Source organism: Lentilactobacillus kosonis, from assembly GCF_003864335.1.
Taxonomy (GTDB): Bacteria; Bacillota; Bacilli; order Lactobacillales; family Lactobacillaceae; genus Lentilactobacillus; species Lentilactobacillus kosonis.
Genome location: NZ_BEXA01000003.1, coordinates 338,430 through 360,611 on the forward strand (window position 1 = coordinate 338,430; position 22,182 = coordinate 360,611).

Consider the following 22,182-nt stretch of genomic DNA (forward strand, 5'->3'; position numbering starts at 1 on the left):
AGTATTATTTGATAATTTGTTTATAAATTGAAATCAGATCATCATCAGTAGGAACTACTGGATTACCTGGAAAGGTACCATCTTGTCTTGCGTCTCTCACAATTTTGGCAGTCATTTTAACTGCAGTAGCTTGATCGATTCCAAAGGCATCTAAAGTAGCAGGACAATGCATTTGACGCATCATTGTTTGAATTTGAGAAATCAAATGACGAACGGCCACTTTATCTCCCATCCCACTTGATGCCAAGCCGGCCTTTCTAGTAGCCTCTGCGTACTTTCTAAGAGCAGTATCGCTCTTAGAAGCGTTGTAGCTAACTACGTATGGTAACAACATTGCATTTGCCAATCCATGTGGAATATGGAAAGCGGCACCTAATTGGTGAGCAATTGAATGATTGATTCCCAATCCAGCAGTGTTAAAGGCAATTCCTGCTGCACAAGAAGCTTCATGAACAATCTTTCTTGAATCAATGTCATTACCATCGTTATAACAATCAACTAAATGATGAACAATGGTATCAACACCCTTTCAGCAAGCGCATCGGTCATTAGGTTAGCGTCTTTGCAACCAATGATTCAAGTGAGTGAGTTAACACATCAAGTCCTGAATATGCAGTGACACTCTTTGGCGCACTAGTGACTAACTTAGGGTCAAGCAATGCGTAATCTGGAGTCAGGTGGTCATCCATAATTGGAAATTTTCTTTGGGTTTCTGCATCTGAGATAACGCTGGTATTAGTTACTTCTGAACCAGTTCCACTAGTTGTTGGAATGGCAGTGAAGAACTTAATATTTTGCTTGAGAATTTTTTCACCGAAGAAGCGGATTGCTTTCCCAGTATCAATGGCAGAACCGCCACCGATGCCGATAACGACAGTTGGCTTCACGTTAATATATTTTTTAACTCCCTTGATAATGTTTGCCAAAGGAGGATCAGGTTTAACGTCTGAAAAAATACTTAATTTATTAGTGTTATTAATATGACCAGTAATTTCCTTAAGTGTTTCAGTATTAGGAAGGAATGAGTCACAGACCATAAACACCGTTTCATTTGAAATGTTGTTTAATTCGTCGAGGCTATCTATTCCAGAAAAAATCTTGGTTGGAATTGAAATTGTTTCCATAAATTTATGCCTCCCATGAACGAAGTGAAAATGCCTCAGGTGAGTTTAGACGGCGACGTCTTGTAAATGATTTTGCAGTGGTTGTACCTTCACCAGTTGGCGTTGCAATTGTAAGTGCAGAAGCACCTGAGTGAGCACCATTAGCAGCAACCCCAGTACCAGCATATGTTGGGCCATTAACAACAAAAATTGATGTATTCATTCTGTGAGCAGCCTTATTGATATGTGGTAAGTTTTCTGAATGGATTGAAGCAGTATGGTGTAGTCCACCTTCAACTTCAACTGCAGTTGCCAATACGGCATCAAAGTTAGGACATGATACGATTGGCAAAATTGGCATCAACATTTCAGTAGTTACTAATGGATGATCTTTGCTGGTTTCAACGATGATCAATTTTGGCTTGCCAGTGTAACTAATACCAGCTTCGTCCAAGATAAATGTGGCATCTTTTCCAACAAACTTACGATCCGGAGCTCCCTTAGGACCAATGGCCATTTGTGCTAATTTATCAGCATCTGAAGAATTAGTTAACAAGAATGCGCCTTCATTTTGCATGTCACGAATAAGTTCATCTTTAACACTTGATTCAACAACGACTTCTTTTTCAGCAGTACATAGAATATTGTTATCAAATGCAGCGGATTCGACAATGTTATGTGCAGCTAATTCGATATTAGCAGTTGCATCAACCATTGCAGGTGGGTTACCAGCACCAGCACCAATAGCTTTCTTACCACTAATTAATGCTTGGTGAACAACTGCAGGGCCACCAGTAATTGAAAGCATTGCGATATCTGGATGGGCCATCATTTCTTGAACAGATTCAATTGAAGGTTCTTCAATTGAAACGACAACATCGGTCATACCAGTTGCTTTATATACAAATTCGTTTAACTTTTCAATCGTCCAGCGAGTAATGTTCTTTGCACCTGGATGGGCACCAAAGTACACGGTATTTCCACCAGCAATCATTGCAATCCCGTTAGCGATTACAGTTTCTGAAGGGTTAGTACTTGGACCAACGGCACCAATAACACCAAATGGTGCGTATTCGTACATGACTAGTCCGCCATCACCGGTTTCAGCTTCTGGTTGAAGAATTTCTGTTCCTGGTGTGTTGTAAAGCGCGTTGTTAAGTTTAGCAACCTTTGCTTCTACTGTCCCCATACCAGTTTCTTCTTTAATATCCTTTGCCATCTTATCGATATATGGTCGGAATCCGTCTTTAATTGCATCGATAATTTTTCGCGAAATGCAAGGGGCTTATCCACTAAGATTTCTTGCGTGTGCTTAGCAGCAGCAACCGCTTCATCAACTGTCTTATAGATTCCACGGTTAACGTTATTTACACTACCAGAATTGCTGTTATTGTTGCTTTGAGCGACTGTTGATAATTCTTCGCTCAAAATCTTTCGAATTTGCTCTTCTAATTGATCCATATTAACTAATCTCCTTCATAAATGATGCAACTGTTGCTTCACAAATTGCTTGATCTTCTTCAATTAGTCCACCACTAACACCAATGGCACCAATGATTCTGCCATTAACAGTTAATGGAATTCCACCAGGGAATGAAACTAATTTTCCGTCTAACATTGTTTCCATTTGATACAACGGAGCGCCTGGTTGGATATCTTTACTGATTTCCTTAGTTGGTTCCTTCATTGAGATGGCTGACCATGCCTTTTTAGGTGCCAATTCACTACTTACAAGGTTGGCATTAGGCATATGGTATAGCATTCTTTCAACGCGGCCAGCATCCATGAAGCAGAAAGTAACTCCGACTTTTAATTCATCGGCTTTGGCAATCCCATCATCGATGGCTTTTTCCATCTTATGTTTATCGAAAATTCCATCTGTACTGCTGGTACCTGCAAGAATTCCCTTAACAATTTCTCCAATGTGTTCTTCGTTCATATTATTACTCCTTAACGTCTCGTTTATATCGTTCGACTACCTTATCAATTACAGTTTCGATATAGTCCTCATGATCTTCTGATCTAGCCATAATATAGAAAAATCCGACATTCTGTTGACGTATTTTTCTAGTACTGGTCTAATTGTTTCTTCCTTAGCAAATCTAACTAATTGACGTTCCGCTCTTCGACACACCGTTCTACAGATATGAAGTTGAGCTCCAGCCATACTAGCGCCGGGCAAAATAAAGCTCGTTACCTTAGGAAGTTCATCAGTATATTTATCTATAATTGATTCAAGATAATTTACATCATCTTCAGTGATAATTACGCTATTAGCAATAAACTTGTCAGTATCCTCAGTAGCGATTTCTCCCTGAAGAAAGAACATTTTATATTCAATTTTTTGTAAAATCTCTTTATTTTCTTTAGATACACACATTTTATCTGCCAAACTAACATTAGCGTTCAGCTCATCAAATAATCCATATGTTTCTACTCTTAAGGAGTCTTTACCAATACGCTGTCCATCGTAGAGACTAGTATTACCCTTGTCTCCACCTTTTGTATAAATTGCCAAAAACGATCATCCCCTATTGCTTATCAAACTGGTCAATAATTCCAACAATTGCACAATCAACAACATCTCGGACACTCGTCTCAGTATGGTTTGCTAATCGTGCACCAGCACCCCGGACAATCAATACGTATTCACCAACTCCAGCCCCAACTGAGTCTGCAGCTACTTCTTCAGCACGTGATGGATTACCTTTAGAATCGACCGGTTGAACTATCATCAATTTTCTACCAATTAACGATTTGTCCTTCTGAGTAGAAACTACGCTTCCCACTACTTTGCCATATACACTCTTCATCATTCCTCACTTGTAGTTGAATATCCTTATAGCTAACGATATCTTCCGCGTCAGATGTTAATTTTTGTTTGTTTGTTAGTACTATGATTGACTTATCAGGCTTACTAGCAATATCTCCTCGCGTGATGTGTGAACCATCAACAACATACATTGGTCGAATCGCATCAACTACGAATAAACATGGCCAATCCCGAATCATCCTCAGGGGAATGAATTTGGAAATCTGAGTTGAGACCTCAAACCTAAAGTTAATGTCATACTCAAAGCCCTTAGCTATCCACCGAACCCAGTCATCTTCAAATTAATCTTGAACATGTCTACAATTAGCTCTAGTGGTGTAGTCATAATATCGACATTAGCATTATCAATAAATACTTTTCGCTAGGGACACTCTGGGAGTAAGTTAGTTCGATAGATTGTGCTTGACGAAGATTTAGTTTTTCCTTAACTTCGCAACAAGTTCATCCACAGAACCTTCCCCCTTGCTAGTTAATTATTTTTTGTTAACCATAATTTTTCCGACAGTATTTGGACCAACATTAGCTGCACTTGCTTCATCGGTATCGATGTGCATTTCTAATAGGAAGTCTTCCCGTGGACGGGCAATAACATCATCAAAAATTGTCTTTCGATCTTTACTGTCAATTTCAACAGAAACAGTATCGCCAAGCTTAACTCCTAAACGTTGTGCATCGTCTAAACTCATGTGAATATGACGTTTAGCAACAATTACACCTTGGACGGTAACTTCACCATCTGGAGTAACTAACTTAACGCTTGGCGCACCATCAAGGTGCCCGGACAATCTAATTGGAGCATCAATTCCTAAGGTGTATGTTTCAGACTTAGCAATTTCAACTTGTGAATGACTACGGTTAGGCCCAAGAATTCTGACGTGTTTAACCGTCCCCTTAGGACCAACAATGTCAGCAAATTGATTAGATGCAAATTCGTTATGTTGATATAGTGGTTTGAACACCGTCATTTTTTGTCCTGGAAATAGCGTATTGAAATCTTCATCAGTTAAATGAATATGATGATTTGAAACGCCAATTCTGACGGTATTAGACTGTGTTTCTTCAATGATAATTTTCCTAATTATCTGTCTTAATTCTTCTTCATTCATAGTCAATTAATACCTTCGTTATCTTATTTTGTTGGTAAAATGTTTTCAACTTCTGCGTGTGGACGAGGAATTACGTATGATGTAATAACCTCACCAATGTTTTCGGCTGCAGATACACCAGCATCAACGGCTGCTTTAACGGCACCAACATCACCACGTACCATGATAGTAACTAACCCACTACCAATTTTTTCTTGGCCAACCATTTCAACGTTAGCAGCCTTAACCATTGCATCAGCTGCTTCAATAGATGCAACAAGTCCTTTAGTTTCAATCATTCCTAATGCGTTATTCATAATAAATTCCTCCATTTATTGGGTCTTTATTTTTTCTTGTTATTTTTTTTACTACTTTTTGAACTTTTGGTACTCTTTGATTTCTTAGTATCCTTAAGTTCATTTTCCGTACTATTAGTATTCACGTCTGAAGTGTTTAAATTGTTATCCTTAACTTCTTCAGGCTTGGCTTCCTCTGTTGGAGTCTGTTTATCAAATCCTTTAATTGCATCTGATACTGATAATTCATCAACCCCATCAGCTGGATTTGCAATCACTGTTGATGATACATAACAGCTACCTACAGCATCCTTAGCCGTGTCGATTGCAACAGAAACTGCTGCAACATCACCAGTCACACAAATTGTAACCCAGCCAGCTCCCTTAGTATTTTCTACTGAAGAAAGCTCAACATCAGCTGTTTTTAACATTTTATCTGCCGCAACAATCGCTGTTGAAAGACCAGTTACTTCAAGATATCCTAATGATTTCAAACAAGGTTCCTCCCTTCAATTTTTTAAAAGGTGTCCCTTTAACTAACCTAGCTGCGTTGGCTCCAAGTGATCTCAACATTTGTTGATTGCTGCGATCAATCACAAACAACGGTTCGCGCTCCTTCAAATTCTTATGATGTAAAACAACCATATCTTGGTCAAACGCGATTCCAACAGCAAGTTTAGAACTCAATGCTGCTTTATGGGCTCTGATAAACGTGTCACCATCAGCAATCGATTGAATTGAAACCGGAATTTCCTCTTCTTCAATTCCATTGAATAGCTCATCTAGGCCACTAAGTGATTTATCTGCTTCAGAAACCGCTAATACGATTGACGGAATTTTTTCATTTTCTTCAATCACTAGCCATTCCTTCTTTCATTTGCATAAGATAAAATCAACCCAGTTGCTACAGCATTTCGTGGTCCTTCGATTGATCTCACGTTTCCTCGACCAGCAACAAGGTTATAGTGTGAAAGTTCATCCGTTACAAATTGTGGTATTTCAAAGTCCAATGCTGAGCCACCAACAATCACCACAAATGGAATATCTCGAATATTCCCAGTTGGACTAACATGTTGTAGTGCCCGCCTAGCATTTTGAACGAATACTCGCTTCTTAGCACTCTGGCGAATTAATTTAACCTGTTCGATGCTAAGATTTCCTGGAATTGGTGAATATCCATCAGGCTTAATAACCACAGTCTTAGCAAAAATATCTGCTGGTAACGGCTTGTCGAAGAACTGAACCGTACCATCTTCATGACGAATCTGGAATAGGTTCTCAACTTTGGCCAATGGATATCTCTTAATTTCTTCTGCTAGATAAATATCATCGATTCCCAACTCTGAATTAATAATCATCGTGACCATATCACCAGCACCTGCTAAATGAATGGCAACAATCTGGTTTTCTTTATTGATAATTGATGCATCAGTTGATCCAGCACCTAAATCAAGAATTGCAATTGGTTTGCTTGTTCCAGGAGTTGTCAATGCCCCTAAAATAGCAGCTTCCGCCTCGGCACCACCAATTTCAACATCAATGCCAAGATCGTCTTTAATTAAATCAGCAATTCTTTGCATTTGCAGATGATCTGACTTAACCATTGCAGCAATTCCAACGGCTTGTTCAGTCGAGAATTCTCCCGCAAGACCACCTTGGACCTTGACGGGAACGGATGTATCCACTGCAAGTAAATCTTGGATAGCAATATCTTTATTTTCCTTACCAGTAAGTTCCGCCATTGTTTGACGAACCTTTTCCAACATTCCACCAACGTTTGTTCCTGATTCACCGGTAATATCAGCAATTGATGAGAAATTATTAACTTTATTCATAATTGCGTCTGCACCACCAGCAACATCAGCAGTTTCAGTACCACCATCGCCTTGAATTGTAATCTTTCCTGCAGGGATAGTTCTTGCTTTAACATCCCCTTCGGGAGTCTTGATTACAACTGCAGAACGGTTACCAATCAACGCTCTTGAAACTGGCACAATGTTTTTGGTTTCATCGGAAGTAAGGCCAAACAACGTCGCAATCCCATATGGGTTTGAAAGTTGTGAAATAACCTTACCTTTATCAGCAACTTCAACCGCTGCCAACATTCCAAGTGGGACTTTTTCAATTAGGGAAACCTCATCAACAATCGGAATCTTTTTGTCCAATCGATTGCTAACCAAAACACCATCATCATTTTGTAGAATAGCAGCAGTGATTTTAAAACCACTAGCTACATACATATTGATTAATTTAGCTGCATCAGCGTAGTCAACTTGGCCTGGAATAACAACAATATACGAATCTTCTTTATCGTTTTCACGGACCAAGTCAAGAATGCCAATGGTTTTCCCAGCACCAATGCCTAGACCACCTGGAGTATTCGGATTATGACCAATCATTGTCGACTCAGTAATAATCGTTTCAGATATTGTTTCCATTGCAACATCACCAATAACTGGGGTCGCTTCATTAATTCTAATCAGATCAATATCATTTACTTCAAGGCTGGCCTTATTAAGAACTTGGTTAATTGATTTTTTAATTCCAATTAAATTTTGCTTGGTACCCTTAACACCTGTTGTCTCAGCAATTCCTGAGTCAACAAACTTAACTTGGCCATCATCAGAAACTTCTGCTAAAGCAGTTTCTGTTGATGAATTACCAATATCAACTCCGATAACTCGCTTCATAAAAATGCTCCTAACTAATTATCACCTTTGAGCTTTTTTTGTACTTCGTAATTTTCAGCGGCTTCTTTAAACCAGTTTGAACAAACTTTAGCATTGTATTTCTCTAATAGTTCTTGAGAAATGTCTAGTAGTTCTTGCTTAGTTGAACGATAAGGTCTCAAAGCATTGTACATTTCCAATAATCGATCATCAGGAATCGAAGTTAGCTCGGCAGCTCGTTGCATATTCTTTTGGATTGCAGGACGGCCAGCATTACTTGCAATTTCACCTTGCAAACGTAAGGTATCAGGGGTAATTCTAAGATCCTTTGAATCAACGGAACCGCTCAATACGTTATCAATAGTGATCTGGTCAAGACTCTTTCCTGATGGTGAATGAACTAATTCCGGATGCTTACTATATAATGGGTAGTCCTTTGCTCCTAATTCTTCACCATTGTTACTTGAGATGGTAGAAGATGTAGAAGTTGATGAACTGTTTGTGTTTGAGCTGTTAGATTGTGCCCCTAATTCGCGGGCAACCTTAGCTACTAAATCGTCAATTTCACTCATAGAACTCTCTCCTTAGTCAAAGTTAACTTCAATTTCTTCAGCAGGCTTACCAGGAACAACTTGCTTAGTTTCTTTAATATGCATCAAAGCAGAAATTGCTTGATGAGCGACCCGGGCCATCTGATCGTTAACCGTTGGAACAGGACTTGGAGACATATTCTTAGCATACTCAGCAGCGTTTTTCCCAATAGCTCTATAAGTATCAAGCGTCAATACGGGTGCTTGAGGGAATAATTCAAGATTTGATAAGACTTCTTGGTCTTTTTGGTGAATAATTGTTGTTCCCTTTGATTGGATGGCAACGGCAATCCCTGAGCCTGATAGTTTATCAACTTCAGCTCCACAGAATGACACATCAGAAGTCCGGTAGACTTTAACTACTCGAGCCTTAAGTCCTTCTTCTTCAATACCTGCAATCACTTGTCTTAAGATGTCTTTATGTGATAATCCGGTCATATTGTGAGTCAAAACCTCAGCGAAAGCTGGACAAACACCGATAACAACCTCATCTTGAGAAAATCCTGGTTTAGCAATACCTACGTGTTTAAACCAGTCAACTTTTTGTTCAGGTACCGCGTGAGATAATGTGTTGCGATCATCATCGTCAGCAACTGCTACAGAAGATGTTTGTTGCTTTGATTCTGTATTATCTGAGTCACTAAAGGATATTGGACTATCTACTTTAGCGGACTCCGAAATAACTTCTTTAACAATTTTACGTAATAATTCTTCATCTATTTCGCCATTCATGTATATATCCTCCTTCCTCTAGAACTGCATGTGACCTGGATCGAGAGCAAATGGTACATCTTTAATACGATCCCATTCTTCAGTATCTTCTTCCAAACGGTATCCAGTACCTGGTCCTTGGTAATCATTAGCATCATTGACAGCTGAAATAACATTCCAGTCTTTATCAAAGATTGCTGATGTTTGTAAGAAATCACCACAAACCTTTTGTTTTGAAGATTAAGAACAGCATCTGAAACGTCCTTAAATCCGTGGTTATAAAGTGCCTTAACGATGTCAACAGCAGTAATACCTCTGTCAAAGAGGTCTTGAGCAGCTTTCATATCTTCAACCATGTTACGATCTGGCATGTCTTGTGAAGTGTTGGCATAGGTTGCTGATTCAACTTCTTCGTCAGTAATCTTTGGTAATCCAAGGTCTTCAAAGACAGCCTGAATTGCTTTAGCAGCTTTATTTCTTACTTTAATAACATCTTGTTCATCAACTGGGTGAATACCACCATTGATTGTGAGGTCACGTTCCATAATGTAGTAATCGTCGTAATCCATGGCATCAGTGTTAGAACCAGCAAAGGTATTATCATAGTTTGGTGTTGATGAATAACCTGATGATACATAGTCGGTACCAGCGATGAATTGTCCAAGCAAACGTTCAGTTCTTCTCATATCTGAGTGAGAGAATGCTTGGTCATTACCAGAAGCACATTCAAGATCCATCATCATACAAATTAAGTTTTCACCTAAAACGGATCTGATTCCTGAAGGAACGGCACCGGGGATTCCGATACAACTAACCCCACCATTTTGTAGTCCTTGAACACCAGAAGCTTTGGTAATGAAAATACATCTTGCTTCAAGATACAACATTGACTTACCTTCGGTGTAACCCATCATGGCTTCTGAACCAGAACCTGAAGTAAATCTCATCTTCAAACCTCTTGATGCATAACAAGAAGCTAAGAATCCTTTTGACCATGGTGTATCATCACCATCAGTAAATACTTGGTCAGTCCCATAAACAGATATGGTTTCAGCATATCCAGTGAAACCTTTCATACCTAGGTTCAATTCAAGAGCTTCCTCAACAGAACATTGAGTTAATACTCCTGGACGACCTGTTTGTGAACCAACTAGAATTGCGATGGCGTTTAATGGAGCGTAACGTGCAACTGCTGTGGTAGTTTCTTGTTCTGGAATCCTCTAAGAGCTGCATCAGCTGCATCAGCTGCGATTTGAACAGGATTATCACGAATGTTAGTAACGTGACATTGAGTAGCTGGTGTTCTACGTGGACGCATCTTTTGCGTTGCCATGATCATTTCACCAAAGTTAAGTTTACTAATAACTTCCTCAGCCTTTGCGGGTGTCATCGCAGTTGTAATATCAATGATTTCTTTTCTAGAAACATTAGGATCAACCAACATATGAGCAATCTGAACAGAATCCATTGCCATAACTTTTTCAGCATTAGATAATTCAATCCCGTAAGTTGCGATATACATATCGATTAAATCAAAATCTTCTCGCTTTTTACCATCAAGTTCAGTTACAATCCCATTTTCTACCTTAATGCTAGGCTTCGGATCATTAGGACCCATCATTGCAACTAACCCTTCATCAGGCCATTCCTTAACGAAACCGTCTTCATGAATTGGACGTTTCTCTAATTCTTCAAATCTTTTTTGTCGTTTCAATATTTAAACCTCCTTGCTATTTAATGTATGAAGGAAAATCATTCTTAGGTTCAACGCCCATTTCAGACAACAGTTTAATACCCACTTCTCTACCAGCCATAACTGCCTGTCTAACAGCACCAGAATCACCGCTGATATGAAGAGTCCCTTCGTTTGAGAAACTTGTTCCGCGGGATGGAGATGCAAACGATAGCACATCGACGCCTGCGGTTTTAACTGCAGTATCACCCATAACTACCCCAATACCTGCTGGGGCGCCACAGATAAGACCATAAGCTTTGCCAATTGGAGCACCAAAAGCAACGTGGCAAGCTCCAGCCGCACTAGCAGTAAATTGAAGCTCCAAATGTCCTGCTGGTGAATTGTAAACATCACCAAAGGTTCTGCTTAAATTATCTAATGCTACTTGGATTGCTTGACGAACATCTGAAGGGTCATACCCACCAATGATGATCAATGAACCATGACCTGCTCCGCCTTTAGTATCTCTTGGCCATTCAATATCAATAACCTCAGTATTAGTAGCTTTCACAGCTTCATCCATTGCCATTACTTGAGGACCAGCACCAGTTCTGGCGCTTAGAATTCCAATGACTGAATATTTTTTGTTTACTCTTAAGTTGTCAAGTAAAAGTGGATCAACGCTGGGAATGCACATTCCAATCGTGTCACCAATTTCGCTTGAGCCAACAAATTCTGGAATTGAACTTGTTGAATTTAGAAGTTATTCAATTTCTTTCCTCCTCTTTCGATCACTTATCTTGACGAATAAGTATGTTGCTCAAGCTTAGAATTATTACTTCTTGTCCAAGCCTGTTGGCAAAATCTTTTCAACGTCAGTATGTGGACGAGGAATTACATAGTTAGAAAGAACTTCACCAATGTTTTCCGCAGCGGTTACACCAGCATCAACAGCGGCTTTACGGCTCCAACATCCCCACGAACCATTACAGTAACTAATCCATGACCAATTTTTTCTTGACCCACAAGGTCAACATTAGCAGCCTTGACCATTGCGTCGGCAGCTTCGATAGATGCAACTAAGCCTTTAGTTTCAATTAATCCGAGAGCTTCTTGTTCCATAAGAATAAATCCTCCTAATATATATAATATTTAGTGTACTTTCTTTTCTGAAAGCACTTTCATTATATTGAAAATAAATAGCAATATTTTGGGAACTTTGCACTTTTTTATGATTGATAAGAACATCACAATGACAAACAAATACAAATTAAGACAATAATTTAACATTCCAAAAATAAAAAACGACCATTAACACTCTCTGCATCAGCAAAGAACATTAATGGTCAATATTTTCATTTCTAACAATTAAAGTGAATCATCATAAATCTTATAAATTGCATCCTCAAGCCGCTTAGATCCCTTGGCACAGTAAGCATTACTACCCAATACATCCTTAATTACCTTTTGCGTTGCTTTGCCTAAAGTATAGTATTCAGCACTATTTATAAATGACAAATCTGTTCCAATCAACCTTCTAAAGTTAGACGGACTAGTAACTAAGATTTTCTGATAATCTCGAGTTCCTAATTGTTTCATAACCGCTAACCGGTCTGCTCGGCTCCACTCATTCCGATATACAATTACCTGATTAATATTTATGTCACTATCATCAATGAGGGATTTGTTTCCGCGCAAAAACACGGTCGTTTTCAGCAAATTATTGGCTTTTAAACTAGCGATTATTTTCATTTCATCAGCATCTTTAGCCACTACGATGTGATTATTAATCCCTGATGAACTGTGGCAGCAATCTTAGCCGTTAGTGCAATTATTATTGAATCACGATTTATTATTAAATGGCCTTTTTTATTGTATTAGCAACGAAATTACTTGTTACCAAGAGATACCTACTTGTATCAATCATTCGATTATCTGCTTCAGAAATATCTTGAAGTACTAATCTATTGAACGGAACGAAAATGGCCTTCCAACTGATGATAATCGTCTTCTTAATTCTGTACTAACCTTACTTTCAGCATATGTAATCAAAATATTCATAATTTCTCCTACAAATTACTTTCAAAGCTTAGCTCCCCATTATTAGTGTTTATCACTGAGTAGTATCCAGCTTTAAAATTATCGTCATAAAAACTACTATCACTATCAAAATATTGGTGAATTAATCTTAATACGCCCTGATGAGCCACTATCAAGATACTTTGGTTTCCATATTTAGAAACAATCTCATCTAATGAACTGAATACCCTGTGCTTAAAATTTTTAAATCCCTCGGCTTTTGGTGGCACATACCCAAAAGTATCATCCAACCATGCCTGCCATTCGACTGGAAATTCAGCTTCAATCTGGTCAGCATCTGCGCCTTCCCATGCGCCAAAATCCATTTCATTTAGGCGTGGATCTTTAATCCACGGGATATTATGCCGATTATTTAAGATAACTTCAGTTGTGGCAACCGCTCGTTTAAGCGTACTTGAGATCACTACTTGAAATTGACAATCTGCAAGTTTATCAGCTAACTCTTGGGCTTGCTCATAACCTTTATCATCAAGATCAACATCCATCGCACCGTAAAACTTATGTTGTTTATTCAGTTCAGTTTCTCCATGTCGGGTCAGATAAATTATCACAACATTCCACCTAGGTTAGAAAGATTTATCCCTACGTAAACTAGTAGGAATACCACTTGGCTAATTTCAGCAAAACAACCAACTGTATCACCGGTCATTCCACTGAAAAGGCCATAAATATATCGTCGATACAACACGGCAACTATGAACACAGCAACGTAACTAATAAGTCCCGAAATTCCTAAAAGTAAGAATGTGACTACCATTGCAAATATCTGATCGAACACAATTCTCCAAGTTGATATGCCTTCCCAAATGCTGGCTAATCCGCCACCTTTACCGGCGTACTTCATCTTGTAAAAGTTAAAACTAATTCCTGTTTTAGCATACATAACCACAACTGCCGCTAATAATGACATCTTAGAGATTGAAAAACCAGCGTTGCTCAAACAAACTCCTAGACCGATCATAATGGCATAAAAATATAGCAATGCAAGGGTTCCCATAGTTCCAAGGCGACTATCTTTCATAATGGTGAGCATTTTGTCGACTGTTCTCGAAGAAAAAATTCCATCTGCTGAATCAGCTAGGGCATCCAAATGGAACCCGCCAGTAATAATGCCATCACCAATCAAGAACAAGATCCATGCAAACCAAATCGGAAAAATTTGACACCAAATCCAAAAGATTCCTGCCTCGATCAGTCCTAGAATGATTCCAAACAGTGAAAAGTATTGAATGTTATTCTTGAATTTCTCCTCTGGATGCTGAATTTCTACTGGAATGGAAATTCTAGTAAAAAACTGCGCATACAATATTAAGCCCTTTAACATATATAACCCCTACTTTATTTTATTAGGTATCCCGGAAATTACGAACGTAACTTCAGATGATTCCTTTGCAAGAAGCTGATTAACTAGTCCATATAAATCACGAAGAATTCTAGTTTGTTTAGTGCCCGGCACAACCCCTAAGCCAACTTCGTTAGTTACCAAAACTATCTTAGAGTTGCTCTCCTTAACAGCTGTGATAATTGCCTTTATTTCCTGGATTACTCGGTTATTAATGGCGTTAATATCGTCGGTCGAAAAACGTTCTATTTTTTCATCTATCTGTGCGAAATCATTTGTTGGACTAACAAAGTTATAAAATAAATTTGTTACCAGCATAGTGACATCATCCAACAAAAATAATTCTGCTGCCGATTTAGAAATAAATGTCGCCAATCCTTCATATCGTTCCTCAGTAGTCCAAGAATCCGGACGGCGTTCCTGGTGTCGTTTAATTCTTAAATCCATTTCTGGATCGTTGGCAAGCTTGATTCCGGTAGCAATGTAGCAGACATCTTTGGTCTCCATAGCTAACTGCTCTGCATATTCAGACTTGCCACTTTTGGCACCACCGGTTACTAGAACGATATTATTCATTATTTATTTACTTCCTTATCAAGATTAAACAAATATTTTGTCTGAGGAAATGCTCGTTCAAACTCAGCCTTTCCGTCACTCTTAACAGCAACCAAAACAACCGTTGCTGGACCAGCTGATTTATGAAAAGAATCATCTTGTAACAATTCAGAATTCACCGCTAATCCATGAGTTTTAGCCATTTCAGTCACTTCATAGGCGATTCCCTTAGAACCAACCGGAAGCATATCAACAACCTGACTGTTATCTCTGATAGTTCTTACCAAGTCGTATGAGAAAATGCCGTCCAAGTTAGCTTTAACTTCTTCACCAACCAATGGCCGACCAATTTGATATATGCTTGCCTGATTAAGTGGTGAGTCATTGATGTTTTTATCATACTTACCAATTACGGTAACCCCCACTGATGTGGTTTTAGTCACCATATTATCTTCAGTACTTCCATTAATCGAAATATCTAAGCCTGCTGTTTGTAATTCGCCCTTTAATCCCTGAATAATCGTTTTCCCTGTTGGATTCATCTCATTACCAATTGTATCAACAACGGCAATCGGGGTAGCTCCAAAGCAAATCAACTCTAACAAAGGGACTCTAAGTGAATAAGCGGCAGAAATAGCAGGATCAATGTCAACTTCATCTAAATCTTTATGACCAATTCCAGCACTGACATCACAGGCAATAGCTAAATTATTATCACCCAAACCAATTAACGTTAAATCTCTAAACTGCGTCATGTCTTTATTCCTTAGCTTTTTCATAGCAACATCGAAGGCAGTGATTGTCTTTTGGATGTCTCCATCAGTATGTTTACTAGTCATAAAGTTGGTTTCGAATTCAGAAGGAGCGGTGTAAATTCCTTGTTTAATTAGTTCATTAAAGAATTTAGCAAAGAACTTTTGATCACTCTTTTGAACATCCGCAAAGTTATTCACAGGTCCGGCATTGAAGAAGTAACTCCACATAGTTCCGACGTGATGCACAGTAATCGGAACGTTATTTTGGTCAGCAACCTTTTTAATACCTTCAGTTAAGGTATCAACTTTACCGATCATTTGTGCATACAAATCATCATTTAACTGTTTTAAAGTACTAATTCCACCAGTCATTGCCAGTGGATTACCAGACAACGTTCCTGCATGATAAATTTTTCCGGCTGGAGTGATTTCGCTCATGATATCTTTACGACCACCAAATACTCCAACGGGAAGTCCACCACCGACCACTTTACCTAGTGTGGTTAGGTCTGGGGTGATGTTGTATAGTGATTGGGCACCATGGAAGGCTGCCCGGAAGCCAGACATGACTTCATCAAAGATTAATAATGAGCCATGCTTAGTCGTTTCACTTCTTAACGTATCCAAGAATGCTTGAGTCCCAGGAATAACTCCCATGTTCCCAGCAATTGGTTCTACGATTGCACAGGCAATTTCATCACCATGGTTATCAAACAATTCCTTAACTGCATCAATGTCATTGTATGCAACGGTATATGTGTCATAAGCCAAATCCTTAGGGACACCAGGTGATGTATTGATATCAAATGTGGCAACTCCTGATCCAGCATCCACGAGCAGTGAATCACTATGACCATGATAATTACCAACAAACTTCAGAATCTTTTCACGATTAGTGAATCCACGAGCTAATCTGATTGCACTCATCGTTGCTTCAGTTCCTGATGAAACCATTCTCATCATTTCAATTGAGGGCACAATTGAAGTAATCATTTTTGCTAAATCAGTTTCCAAGGTTGTTGGCGCACCATAACTAGTTCCCTTTTCGACTGCGCCCTTTAATTCTTTAACAACTTCATCATCGGCATGCCCCAAAATTAGTGGTCCCCATGATAAAACGTAATCGACATACTCATTACCATCGATATCAAAAATATGTGATCCCTTTCCATGGTCAATAAAAAGTGGGTTTCCACCAACATTCTTAAAAGCCCGAACAGGACTATTTACCCCGCCAGGAAAGTATTTGCTTGCTTCAATATAAGCATTTTTAGAATTCTCAGTTGGATTCATTATTAAAAGTTTTCTCCTTCATTGATTCTCTTTGCAACATCTTTTGCAAAGTAAGTGATGATCAAATCAGCACCGGCCCGCTTCATTCCTACCAAGGTTTCTTGAACAATTTTGTCTTCATCAATCCAACCGTTTTGAGCTGCGGCTTTAATCATTGAATATTCTCCAGAAACGTTGTAAGCAACTAATGGTAGTACTGTATGATTCTTAATTTCTCTCATTACATCAAGAAAGGCCATTGATGGTTTTACCATTACAAAATCAGCGCCTTCTTTTTCATCACTAAGGACTTCCCGCATAGCATCCAACCGATTTGCTGGATCCATTTGATATCCCTTACGATCACCAAATTCTGGTGAACTGTCTGCAGCTTCTCTAAATGGGCCATAGAAGCTTGAAGCATATTTAACAGCATAAGACATAATTGGTGTATTAATAAAACCTGCCTCATCTAGACCAGCTCTGATTGATGCAACATAACCATCCATTGCATTAGATGGGGCGATGATATCTGCTCCTGCCTTCACTTGGCTAACAGCTGTTTTTGTGATGTAAGTCAATGATTCGTCATTAAGAACTTCACCATCTTTAACTACCCCACAGTGGCCAGTTGAAGTGTATTCACAAAGACATGTATCGGCAATCACAATTAGTTCAGGATAATTTTTCTTAATTAATCTAATTGCTTGTTGAACGATTCCATCGTCCTCCCAAGCACCAGTACCAACTTCATCCTTATGGTCGGGAAGGCCAAACATAATAACAGATTTAACCCCTAATTTAACAATCTCATCAATTTCGTCTAAAACTGAATCAATTCCAAATTGAAAAACTCCCGGCATGGATGAAATTTCTGTTTTCCCAGTAATGTTTGCATCAACAAATACTGGCATAATCAAATCATCTTTGTTCAAGTGGGTTTCTCTAACTAAATCTCGCATTGCTGCACTACTTCTAAGTCTCCGGTGTCTATCAAAATTCATCATTAAACTCCCTTTCAATTAATTCCCATTAATATAGTAGATCCATTATTCCATTAGCTTGCATCTTGATGGCCATATCCCGGCCAACATTTGCATCATCTTTAGTTAATGCGCTATCAGTAACAAAGTGTTTACCATCTGAAGATGCAACCAAACCAGTAAATTTAATCTGATCATCCTTAGGTTCGGCAAAGCTACCAATTGGAAAATTACAACTGCCACCAAGACCATCTAAAAATGACCGTTCAATGTCAACACATCTTCTAGTTACTTCGTCATTGATCTGATTCAAAAGATTCAAAGTGTCTTTATCCGCTGCCCGACATTCAACTGCAATTGCACCTTGGCCAGCAGCAGGTAATAACTCATTTTTTAAATTAAGCACATTGTACTTACTAATATCGATTCCTAACCGGCTAATTCCAGCTTCCGCTAGAATGACACCATCAAGATTTTCAGATTCGATTTTGTTAATTCTGGTTTCAACATTCCCTCGAATTGGAATAATCGAAACATCATCTCGTAGATGAAGGATCTGTCCTTGTCTGCGAACACTATTTGTACCGATTCTTGCTGCTCTTGGTAAATCAGCTAAACTGGCAAACTTCTGCTTTGAAATGAGCAAATCGAACGGCGAAGCTCGCTTCAAAATGGCACCAATTGTAACTCGAGAATCAAGTTCAGGAGTAACATCCTTTAAACTATGAACTGCAAAATCAATTTGACCTTCTGCCAATTCATTCTCAATTTCCTTAATAAAAACTCCCTTACCACCAATTTTTTGAAGACTTTCTTTTAATCTGACGTCTCCTTCAGTGGTAATTTCTTTGATTTCAAACTCAATATCAGGATTCAGCTGGCTTAACTGCTTAACAACCATTCTAGTTTGAACAAGTGCTAAATTACTTTTTCGTGAGCCAACAACAAACTTAGATTTCATAAATTTACCTCTCGTTTAAAAAGTTCTTTGGTAGCCCAAAAATGTCACAAAAGAAGTCCAAATCAACTTTCGCATCGTCTTGAACAGAAAGCTCTTTAATCTGCTTAATTGGTTCTTTGATAATTTGATTGATGATGCTCTTCATATGCTTGCTAATGACTTTCTTCTCATGATCATCTAAATCAGGAAGTTTTCGCATTAAACTATCATAGGCATTAGCCTCAATTGACAGTGAAGATTCCCGAAGTTGTTTAATTACTGGCACAACATGCAATTGCTTTTGCCAGACATAAAATTCTTCAACCGCTTGGGGAATAAACTGCTTAACTTGTTCAATCATGTCGTGTTTTAAATCTGAATTAGCGACTAAAATACCATCTAAATCGTCGATGTTATAACCATGAATGTTATCGACATCATTATTTATATGAATATTTCTTGGCACTCCAAGATCAACTGCAACCTGAAGTCGTGAATACGAGCCATCTAATTCTAAAATTGCTCGTCGACTCGATGTTGCAGCAACAACGGCATCGAAATTATCAATATCTTCAGTTAACTTACCAAACTCTCTGGCAGTCACCGAAGGAAATTCACTAGCAATTTCATCCGCACTTGCCATAGTCCGATTATACACAACGATTTCATCGTATCCCATTGTGCTAGCATTTTCGATTACGTGTCTACCAATTTCACCAGTCCGACAACTGCTAACCTTTTACCAGTTAATGTTCCTAAATGCGCTTTGATCTCATGCAATCCCGCTTGGTAGGAAGTCATCGAAAGTTCTGTCATTCGATACTCCGTATGCATTTTTTTAGAGAAGGTAATCGCTTGTTTGAATAAGTGTTGAAAATAGCCCCTACAGTCTGCCGCTTTTCGCTAATCGCAAATGCATTCTTGACTTGCCCAAGAATTTGAACTTCACCGACATTTAGTGAATCAAGACCTGTTGTAACTTCAAATAAATGAGTAATCGCGTCCCGTTTTGATTGAATAACTGCCAAATTTTTCAATTTCTTTTAATGATACATTAAACCACCGGGCAAGAAATCGCTTAAGGTAGTACTGCCCAGTATGGATTTGATCAACAACTGCGTAAATTTCGGTCCGATTACAAGTCGATAGAATAACATTTTCTAGGATACTTTTTTCCGAATTTAATGCACTGTTAGCTGCTGGTAATTCACTTTTTGAGAATACAAAGTTTTCTCTGATATCTAACGGCAACTTTTTAAAGTCTAATCCAATATAAATTACAAACATGCCTTTTCCCCTTCATTAACTTAAACTACTACTTAACCATTGCTTAATCTTGTTTTTTATCTGTTTGGCCTTACTAGGAGAATCCCCGTTGGTCGAAACAGTTATCATAATTCCATTTTCTTCAATGACCGCTAAATTATAGAAACTTGATTGTTGCTTATTACTGGTGTTATTAACCAGTTGAAACTGACTAGCTTCAGCAACAATCTGTTCATTGACATCATTATTATCGGTACAGGCAAAAATCAATTCCATGTTTTCGACTAATGATCGCTCATATTTCTTTTTAATCCACGTTACCTTAGCACTATCAATTTTATCGCTAATCGCTGGACTAATCACGGTAACTTTAGCATTTTTTGCCAAAAGACCGGCAACTTTTCTTGCAGCAACGTTTCCCCCGCCCACAACCGCGATCTTTTTATTGGCAATATCAATTAGAATTGGGTACGGTTCCTTCATCAATCTGCTCCCTATTATTCACCGGACTGTTTTAAAATTTCGGATATTCTGTCCATATCAACGTTTTCTTCGAAAACATCGGCTAGTTTTTCGTACTGTTCTTCCTTATATTGTAAGAACGACTCTTCTTCATTAGGTAAAGGTGCTAACCCTTTTGATGATCGGATATCGTTTAACAATTTCCGTGTCCAAACAGAGTTATCAAATATTCCATGCAGATAAGTGCCAAACACGGTCTGATCATCATTAACTCCACCATCTGGACGGTCTTCGGCCTTACCGTTAGTTGAAATAATTGTTGAGAACGGCTTTGTTGTTCCAAAGAGGACCGTCTTGCCCATATGAATTTCGTATCCCTTTAGGGTCTGGTCATCAACCTTGGCAACAGCTTGCGTCGTCGTCTTGGTATCAGTAAACACTGTCGACGCTGAAAGCAATCCCAACCCATGTTGTTCAGATAATGCTGATTCAACATGTTCTGGGTCTGATAATTGCTCGCCCAGTATCTGGTAACCACCACAAATTCCGATTACCAAGCTACCATTATTATGAGCATTGATGATTGCTTGATCTAATCCGCTATCTCTAAGAAATGCCATATCTTCATTCGTGTTCTTACTTCCAGGGATGATTAGAAGATCTGGATTACCAAGTTGACTTACATGTCTAACGTATCTGACTGAAACGTCAGGTTGAATCTCTAAACTATGAAAATCAGTAAAGTTAGAAATTTTGATAATGAAATTACTGCAATATCAATATCCTTGGTATCATCTTTTAGCAATCGTTTACTAGTCAAAGCAACGCTATCTTCATCATCCAAGTCAACGTCTGTCATTGGCAGAACACCGAGTACTGGAACCCCAGTTAATTCTTCAATCATATCATTTCCGGAGGTTAGCAAACTTGGGTCTCCACGAAATTTGTTAATAATAATTCCTTTGATCCGTTTTTGGTCTTCAAGAGGCAATAACTTAATCGTTCCATAAATCGATGCGAACACACCACCACGATCAATGTCAGCCACTAAAATTACTGGCGAATCAGCAATCCGGGCCATGCCCATATTAGCAATATCATTCTCATTCAAATTAATTTCTGCTGGACTACCGGCACCTTCAAGCACCATGACGTCGTTTTCACTTGCTAGCGAGTTAAATATTTCTCCGACCTTAGTTCTTAACTTTGGTTTGAATCTCTGATAAGAAGCAGCGTCCATGTTACCATAGACATTTCCCATAATAACTACTTGAGAATCTGAATCAGTTGTTGGCTTAAGTAAAATTGGATTCATTCTAACATCTGGGGCAACCTTAGCTGCTTCAGCTTGAAACACTTGAGCACGTCCCATTTCAAATCCTTCACTGGTAATGAAAGAATTTAAAGCCATATTTTGCGATTTGAATGGAGCAACCCGTAATCCTTGCCGTTTTAGTACCCGACAAAGCGCAGCGGCTACCCAACTCTTACCTGAATCAGATGCTGTGCCTTGAAACATTACTTTCATAGTAGTCAACGTTATCA

General features: G+C 38.7%; 21 protein-coding genes and 8 pseudogenes. All 29 read right to left on the bottom strand.

What is annotated here, in order from left to right:
* Positions 1–4: 4 nt before the first annotated feature.
* Positions 5–1,124, bottom strand: a pseudogene (locus NBRC111893_RS07105) (1-propanol dehydrogenase PduQ).
* A gap of 4 nt (positions 1,125–1,128) precedes the next feature.
* Positions 1,129–2,564, bottom strand: a pseudogene (locus NBRC111893_RS07110) (aldehyde dehydrogenase family protein).
* 1 nt (position 2,565) lies between these two features.
* On the bottom strand, positions 2,566–3,042 hold the full coding sequence (locus tag NBRC111893_RS07115; protein ID WP_125008517.1) for a GlcG/HbpS family heme-binding protein: 477 nt from the start codon (positions 3,040–3,042) through the stop codon (positions 2,566–2,568).
* Positions 3,043–3,046: 4 nt separating this feature from the next.
* Positions 3,047–3,621 (bottom strand): annotated as a pseudogene (locus NBRC111893_RS07120) (cob(I)yrinic acid a,c-diamide adenosyltransferase).
* 13 nt (positions 3,622–3,634) lie between these two features.
* Positions 3,635–3,916 (bottom strand): EutN/CcmL family microcompartment protein, encoded by a 282-nt coding sequence (locus tag NBRC111893_RS07125; RefSeq protein ID WP_125008582.1) that lies wholly within the window; start codon positions 3,914–3,916, stop codon positions 3,635–3,637.
* A pseudogene (pduM, locus tag NBRC111893_RS07130) lies at positions 3,846–4,202 on the bottom strand (PduM family microcompartment protein); the annotation flags it as partial. The pseudogene pduM and the gene NBRC111893_RS07125, both read right to left, overlap by 71 nt.
* A gap of 207 nt (positions 4,203–4,409) precedes the next feature.
* Positions 4,410–5,042 carry a phosphate propanoyltransferase gene (gene pduL, locus NBRC111893_RS07135; RefSeq protein ID WP_125008518.1) on the bottom strand — a complete coding sequence of 211 codons (633 nt, stop codon included), beginning with the start codon at positions 5,040–5,042 and terminating at the stop codon, positions 4,410–4,412.
* Positions 5,043–5,065: 23 nt separating this feature from the next.
* Positions 5,066–5,341 (bottom strand): BMC domain-containing protein, encoded by a 276-nt coding sequence (locus tag NBRC111893_RS07140; protein ID WP_305775324.1) that lies wholly within the window; start codon positions 5,339–5,341, stop codon positions 5,066–5,068.
* Positions 5,342–5,364: 23 nt separating this feature from the next.
* On the bottom strand, positions 5,365–5,811 hold the full coding sequence (locus NBRC111893_RS07145; RefSeq protein WP_125008520.1) for a BMC domain-containing protein: 447 nt from the start codon (positions 5,809–5,811) through the stop codon (positions 5,365–5,367).
* Positions 5,789–6,175, bottom strand: a complete 387-nt coding sequence (locus tag NBRC111893_RS07150) for a glycerol dehydratase reactivase beta/small subunit family protein (RefSeq protein WP_225417652.1) — start codon at positions 6,173–6,175, stop codon at positions 5,789–5,791. The genes NBRC111893_RS07145 and NBRC111893_RS07150 overlap by 23 nt, the downstream gene beginning before the upstream one ends.
* A complete protein-coding gene (locus NBRC111893_RS07155; protein WP_125008521.1) occupies positions 6,175–8,007 on the bottom strand; it encodes a diol dehydratase reactivase subunit alpha in 1,833 nt (610 codons plus the stop codon). The genes NBRC111893_RS07150 and NBRC111893_RS07155 overlap by 1 nt, the downstream gene beginning before the upstream one ends.
* 14 nt (positions 8,008–8,021) lie before the next feature.
* Positions 8,022–8,558, bottom strand: coding sequence for a diol dehydratase small subunit (locus NBRC111893_RS07160; RefSeq protein ID WP_125008522.1), 537 nt, complete (start codon positions 8,556–8,558; stop codon positions 8,022–8,024).
* Positions 8,559–8,570: 12 nt separating this feature from the next.
* Positions 8,571–9,308 (bottom strand): propanediol/glycerol family dehydratase medium subunit, encoded by a 738-nt coding sequence (locus NBRC111893_RS07165; RefSeq protein WP_125008523.1) that lies wholly within the window; start codon positions 9,306–9,308, stop codon positions 8,571–8,573.
* Positions 9,309–9,326: 18 nt separating this feature from the next.
* A pseudogene (locus NBRC111893_RS07170) lies at positions 9,327–11,001 on the bottom strand (propanediol/glycerol family dehydratase large subunit).
* Between the two features lie 16 nt (positions 11,002–11,017).
* The gene (gene pduB / locus NBRC111893_RS07175) at positions 11,018–11,704 is read right to left on the bottom strand and encodes a propanediol utilization microcompartment protein PduB (protein ID WP_125008524.1); all 687 of its coding nucleotides are present in this window, start codon (positions 11,702–11,704) and stop codon (positions 11,018–11,020) included.
* A gap of 93 nt (positions 11,705–11,797) precedes the next feature.
* Positions 11,798–12,084, bottom strand: a pseudogene (locus tag NBRC111893_RS07180) (BMC domain-containing protein).
* 246 nt (positions 12,085–12,330) lie between these two features.
* Positions 12,331–12,735, bottom strand: a complete 405-nt coding sequence (locus NBRC111893_RS07185; protein WP_125008525.1) for a uroporphyrinogen-III synthase — start codon at positions 12,733–12,735, stop codon at positions 12,331–12,333.
* A gap of 296 nt (positions 12,736–13,031) precedes the next feature.
* Positions 13,032–13,613 (bottom strand): alpha-ribazole phosphatase, encoded by a 582-nt coding sequence (gene cobC / locus NBRC111893_RS07190; protein WP_125008526.1) that lies wholly within the window; start codon positions 13,611–13,613, stop codon positions 13,032–13,034.
* A complete protein-coding gene (locus NBRC111893_RS07195) occupies positions 13,610–14,386 on the bottom strand; it encodes an adenosylcobinamide-GDP ribazoletransferase (RefSeq protein ID WP_125008527.1) in 777 nt (258 codons plus the stop codon). Before NBRC111893_RS07195 ends, cobC begins: the two co-directional genes overlap by 4 nt.
* 9 nt (positions 14,387–14,395) lie before the next feature.
* Entirely contained in the window at positions 14,396–14,980 is a 585-nt protein-coding gene (gene cobU, locus NBRC111893_RS07200; RefSeq protein WP_125008528.1) for a bifunctional adenosylcobinamide kinase/adenosylcobinamide-phosphate guanylyltransferase, read from the bottom strand.
* Positions 14,980–15,738, bottom strand: a complete 759-nt coding sequence (locus tag NBRC111893_RS11365) for an AIR synthase related protein (RefSeq protein WP_369689719.1) — start codon at positions 15,736–15,738, stop codon at positions 14,980–14,982. Before NBRC111893_RS11365 ends, cobU begins: the two co-directional genes overlap by 1 nt.
* Positions 15,730–17,007: pseudogene (gene hemL / locus NBRC111893_RS11370) on the bottom strand (glutamate-1-semialdehyde 2,1-aminomutase); the annotation flags it as partial. The pseudogene hemL and the gene NBRC111893_RS11365, both read right to left, overlap by 9 nt.
* A 2-nt stretch (positions 17,008–17,009) precedes the next feature.
* A complete protein-coding gene (gene hemB, locus NBRC111893_RS07210) occupies positions 17,010–17,993 on the bottom strand; it encodes a porphobilinogen synthase (RefSeq protein ID WP_125008530.1) in 984 nt (327 codons plus the stop codon).
* Positions 17,994–18,018: 25 nt separating this feature from the next.
* Positions 18,019–18,930, bottom strand: a complete 912-nt coding sequence (gene hemC, locus NBRC111893_RS07215) for a hydroxymethylbilane synthase (protein WP_125008531.1) — start codon at positions 18,928–18,930, stop codon at positions 18,019–18,021.
* Positions 18,931–18,934: 4 nt separating this feature from the next.
* A complete protein-coding gene (locus tag NBRC111893_RS11375; RefSeq protein ID WP_230402951.1) occupies positions 18,935–19,588 on the bottom strand; it encodes a glutamyl-tRNA reductase in 654 nt (217 codons plus the stop codon).
* Between the two features lie 133 nt (positions 19,589–19,721).
* Positions 19,722–19,946, bottom strand: coding sequence for a hypothetical protein (locus NBRC111893_RS11855; protein ID WP_369689714.1), 225 nt, complete (start codon positions 19,944–19,946; stop codon positions 19,722–19,724).
* Complete coding sequence (locus NBRC111893_RS11860) at positions 19,891–20,196, bottom strand: glutamyl-tRNA reductase (RefSeq protein WP_261341435.1); 306 nt, start codon at positions 20,194–20,196, stop codon at positions 19,891–19,893. The genes NBRC111893_RS11855 and NBRC111893_RS11860 overlap by 56 nt, the downstream gene beginning before the upstream one ends.
* Positions 20,197–20,211: 15 nt before the next feature.
* Complete coding sequence (locus tag NBRC111893_RS07225) at positions 20,212–20,658, bottom strand: precorrin-2 dehydrogenase/sirohydrochlorin ferrochelatase family protein (protein ID WP_125008532.1); 447 nt, start codon at positions 20,656–20,658, stop codon at positions 20,212–20,214.
* 14 nt (positions 20,659–20,672) lie between these two features.
* Positions 20,673–22,174: pseudogene (locus NBRC111893_RS07230) on the bottom strand (cobyric acid synthase).
* Positions 22,175–22,182 lie beyond the last annotated feature (8 nt).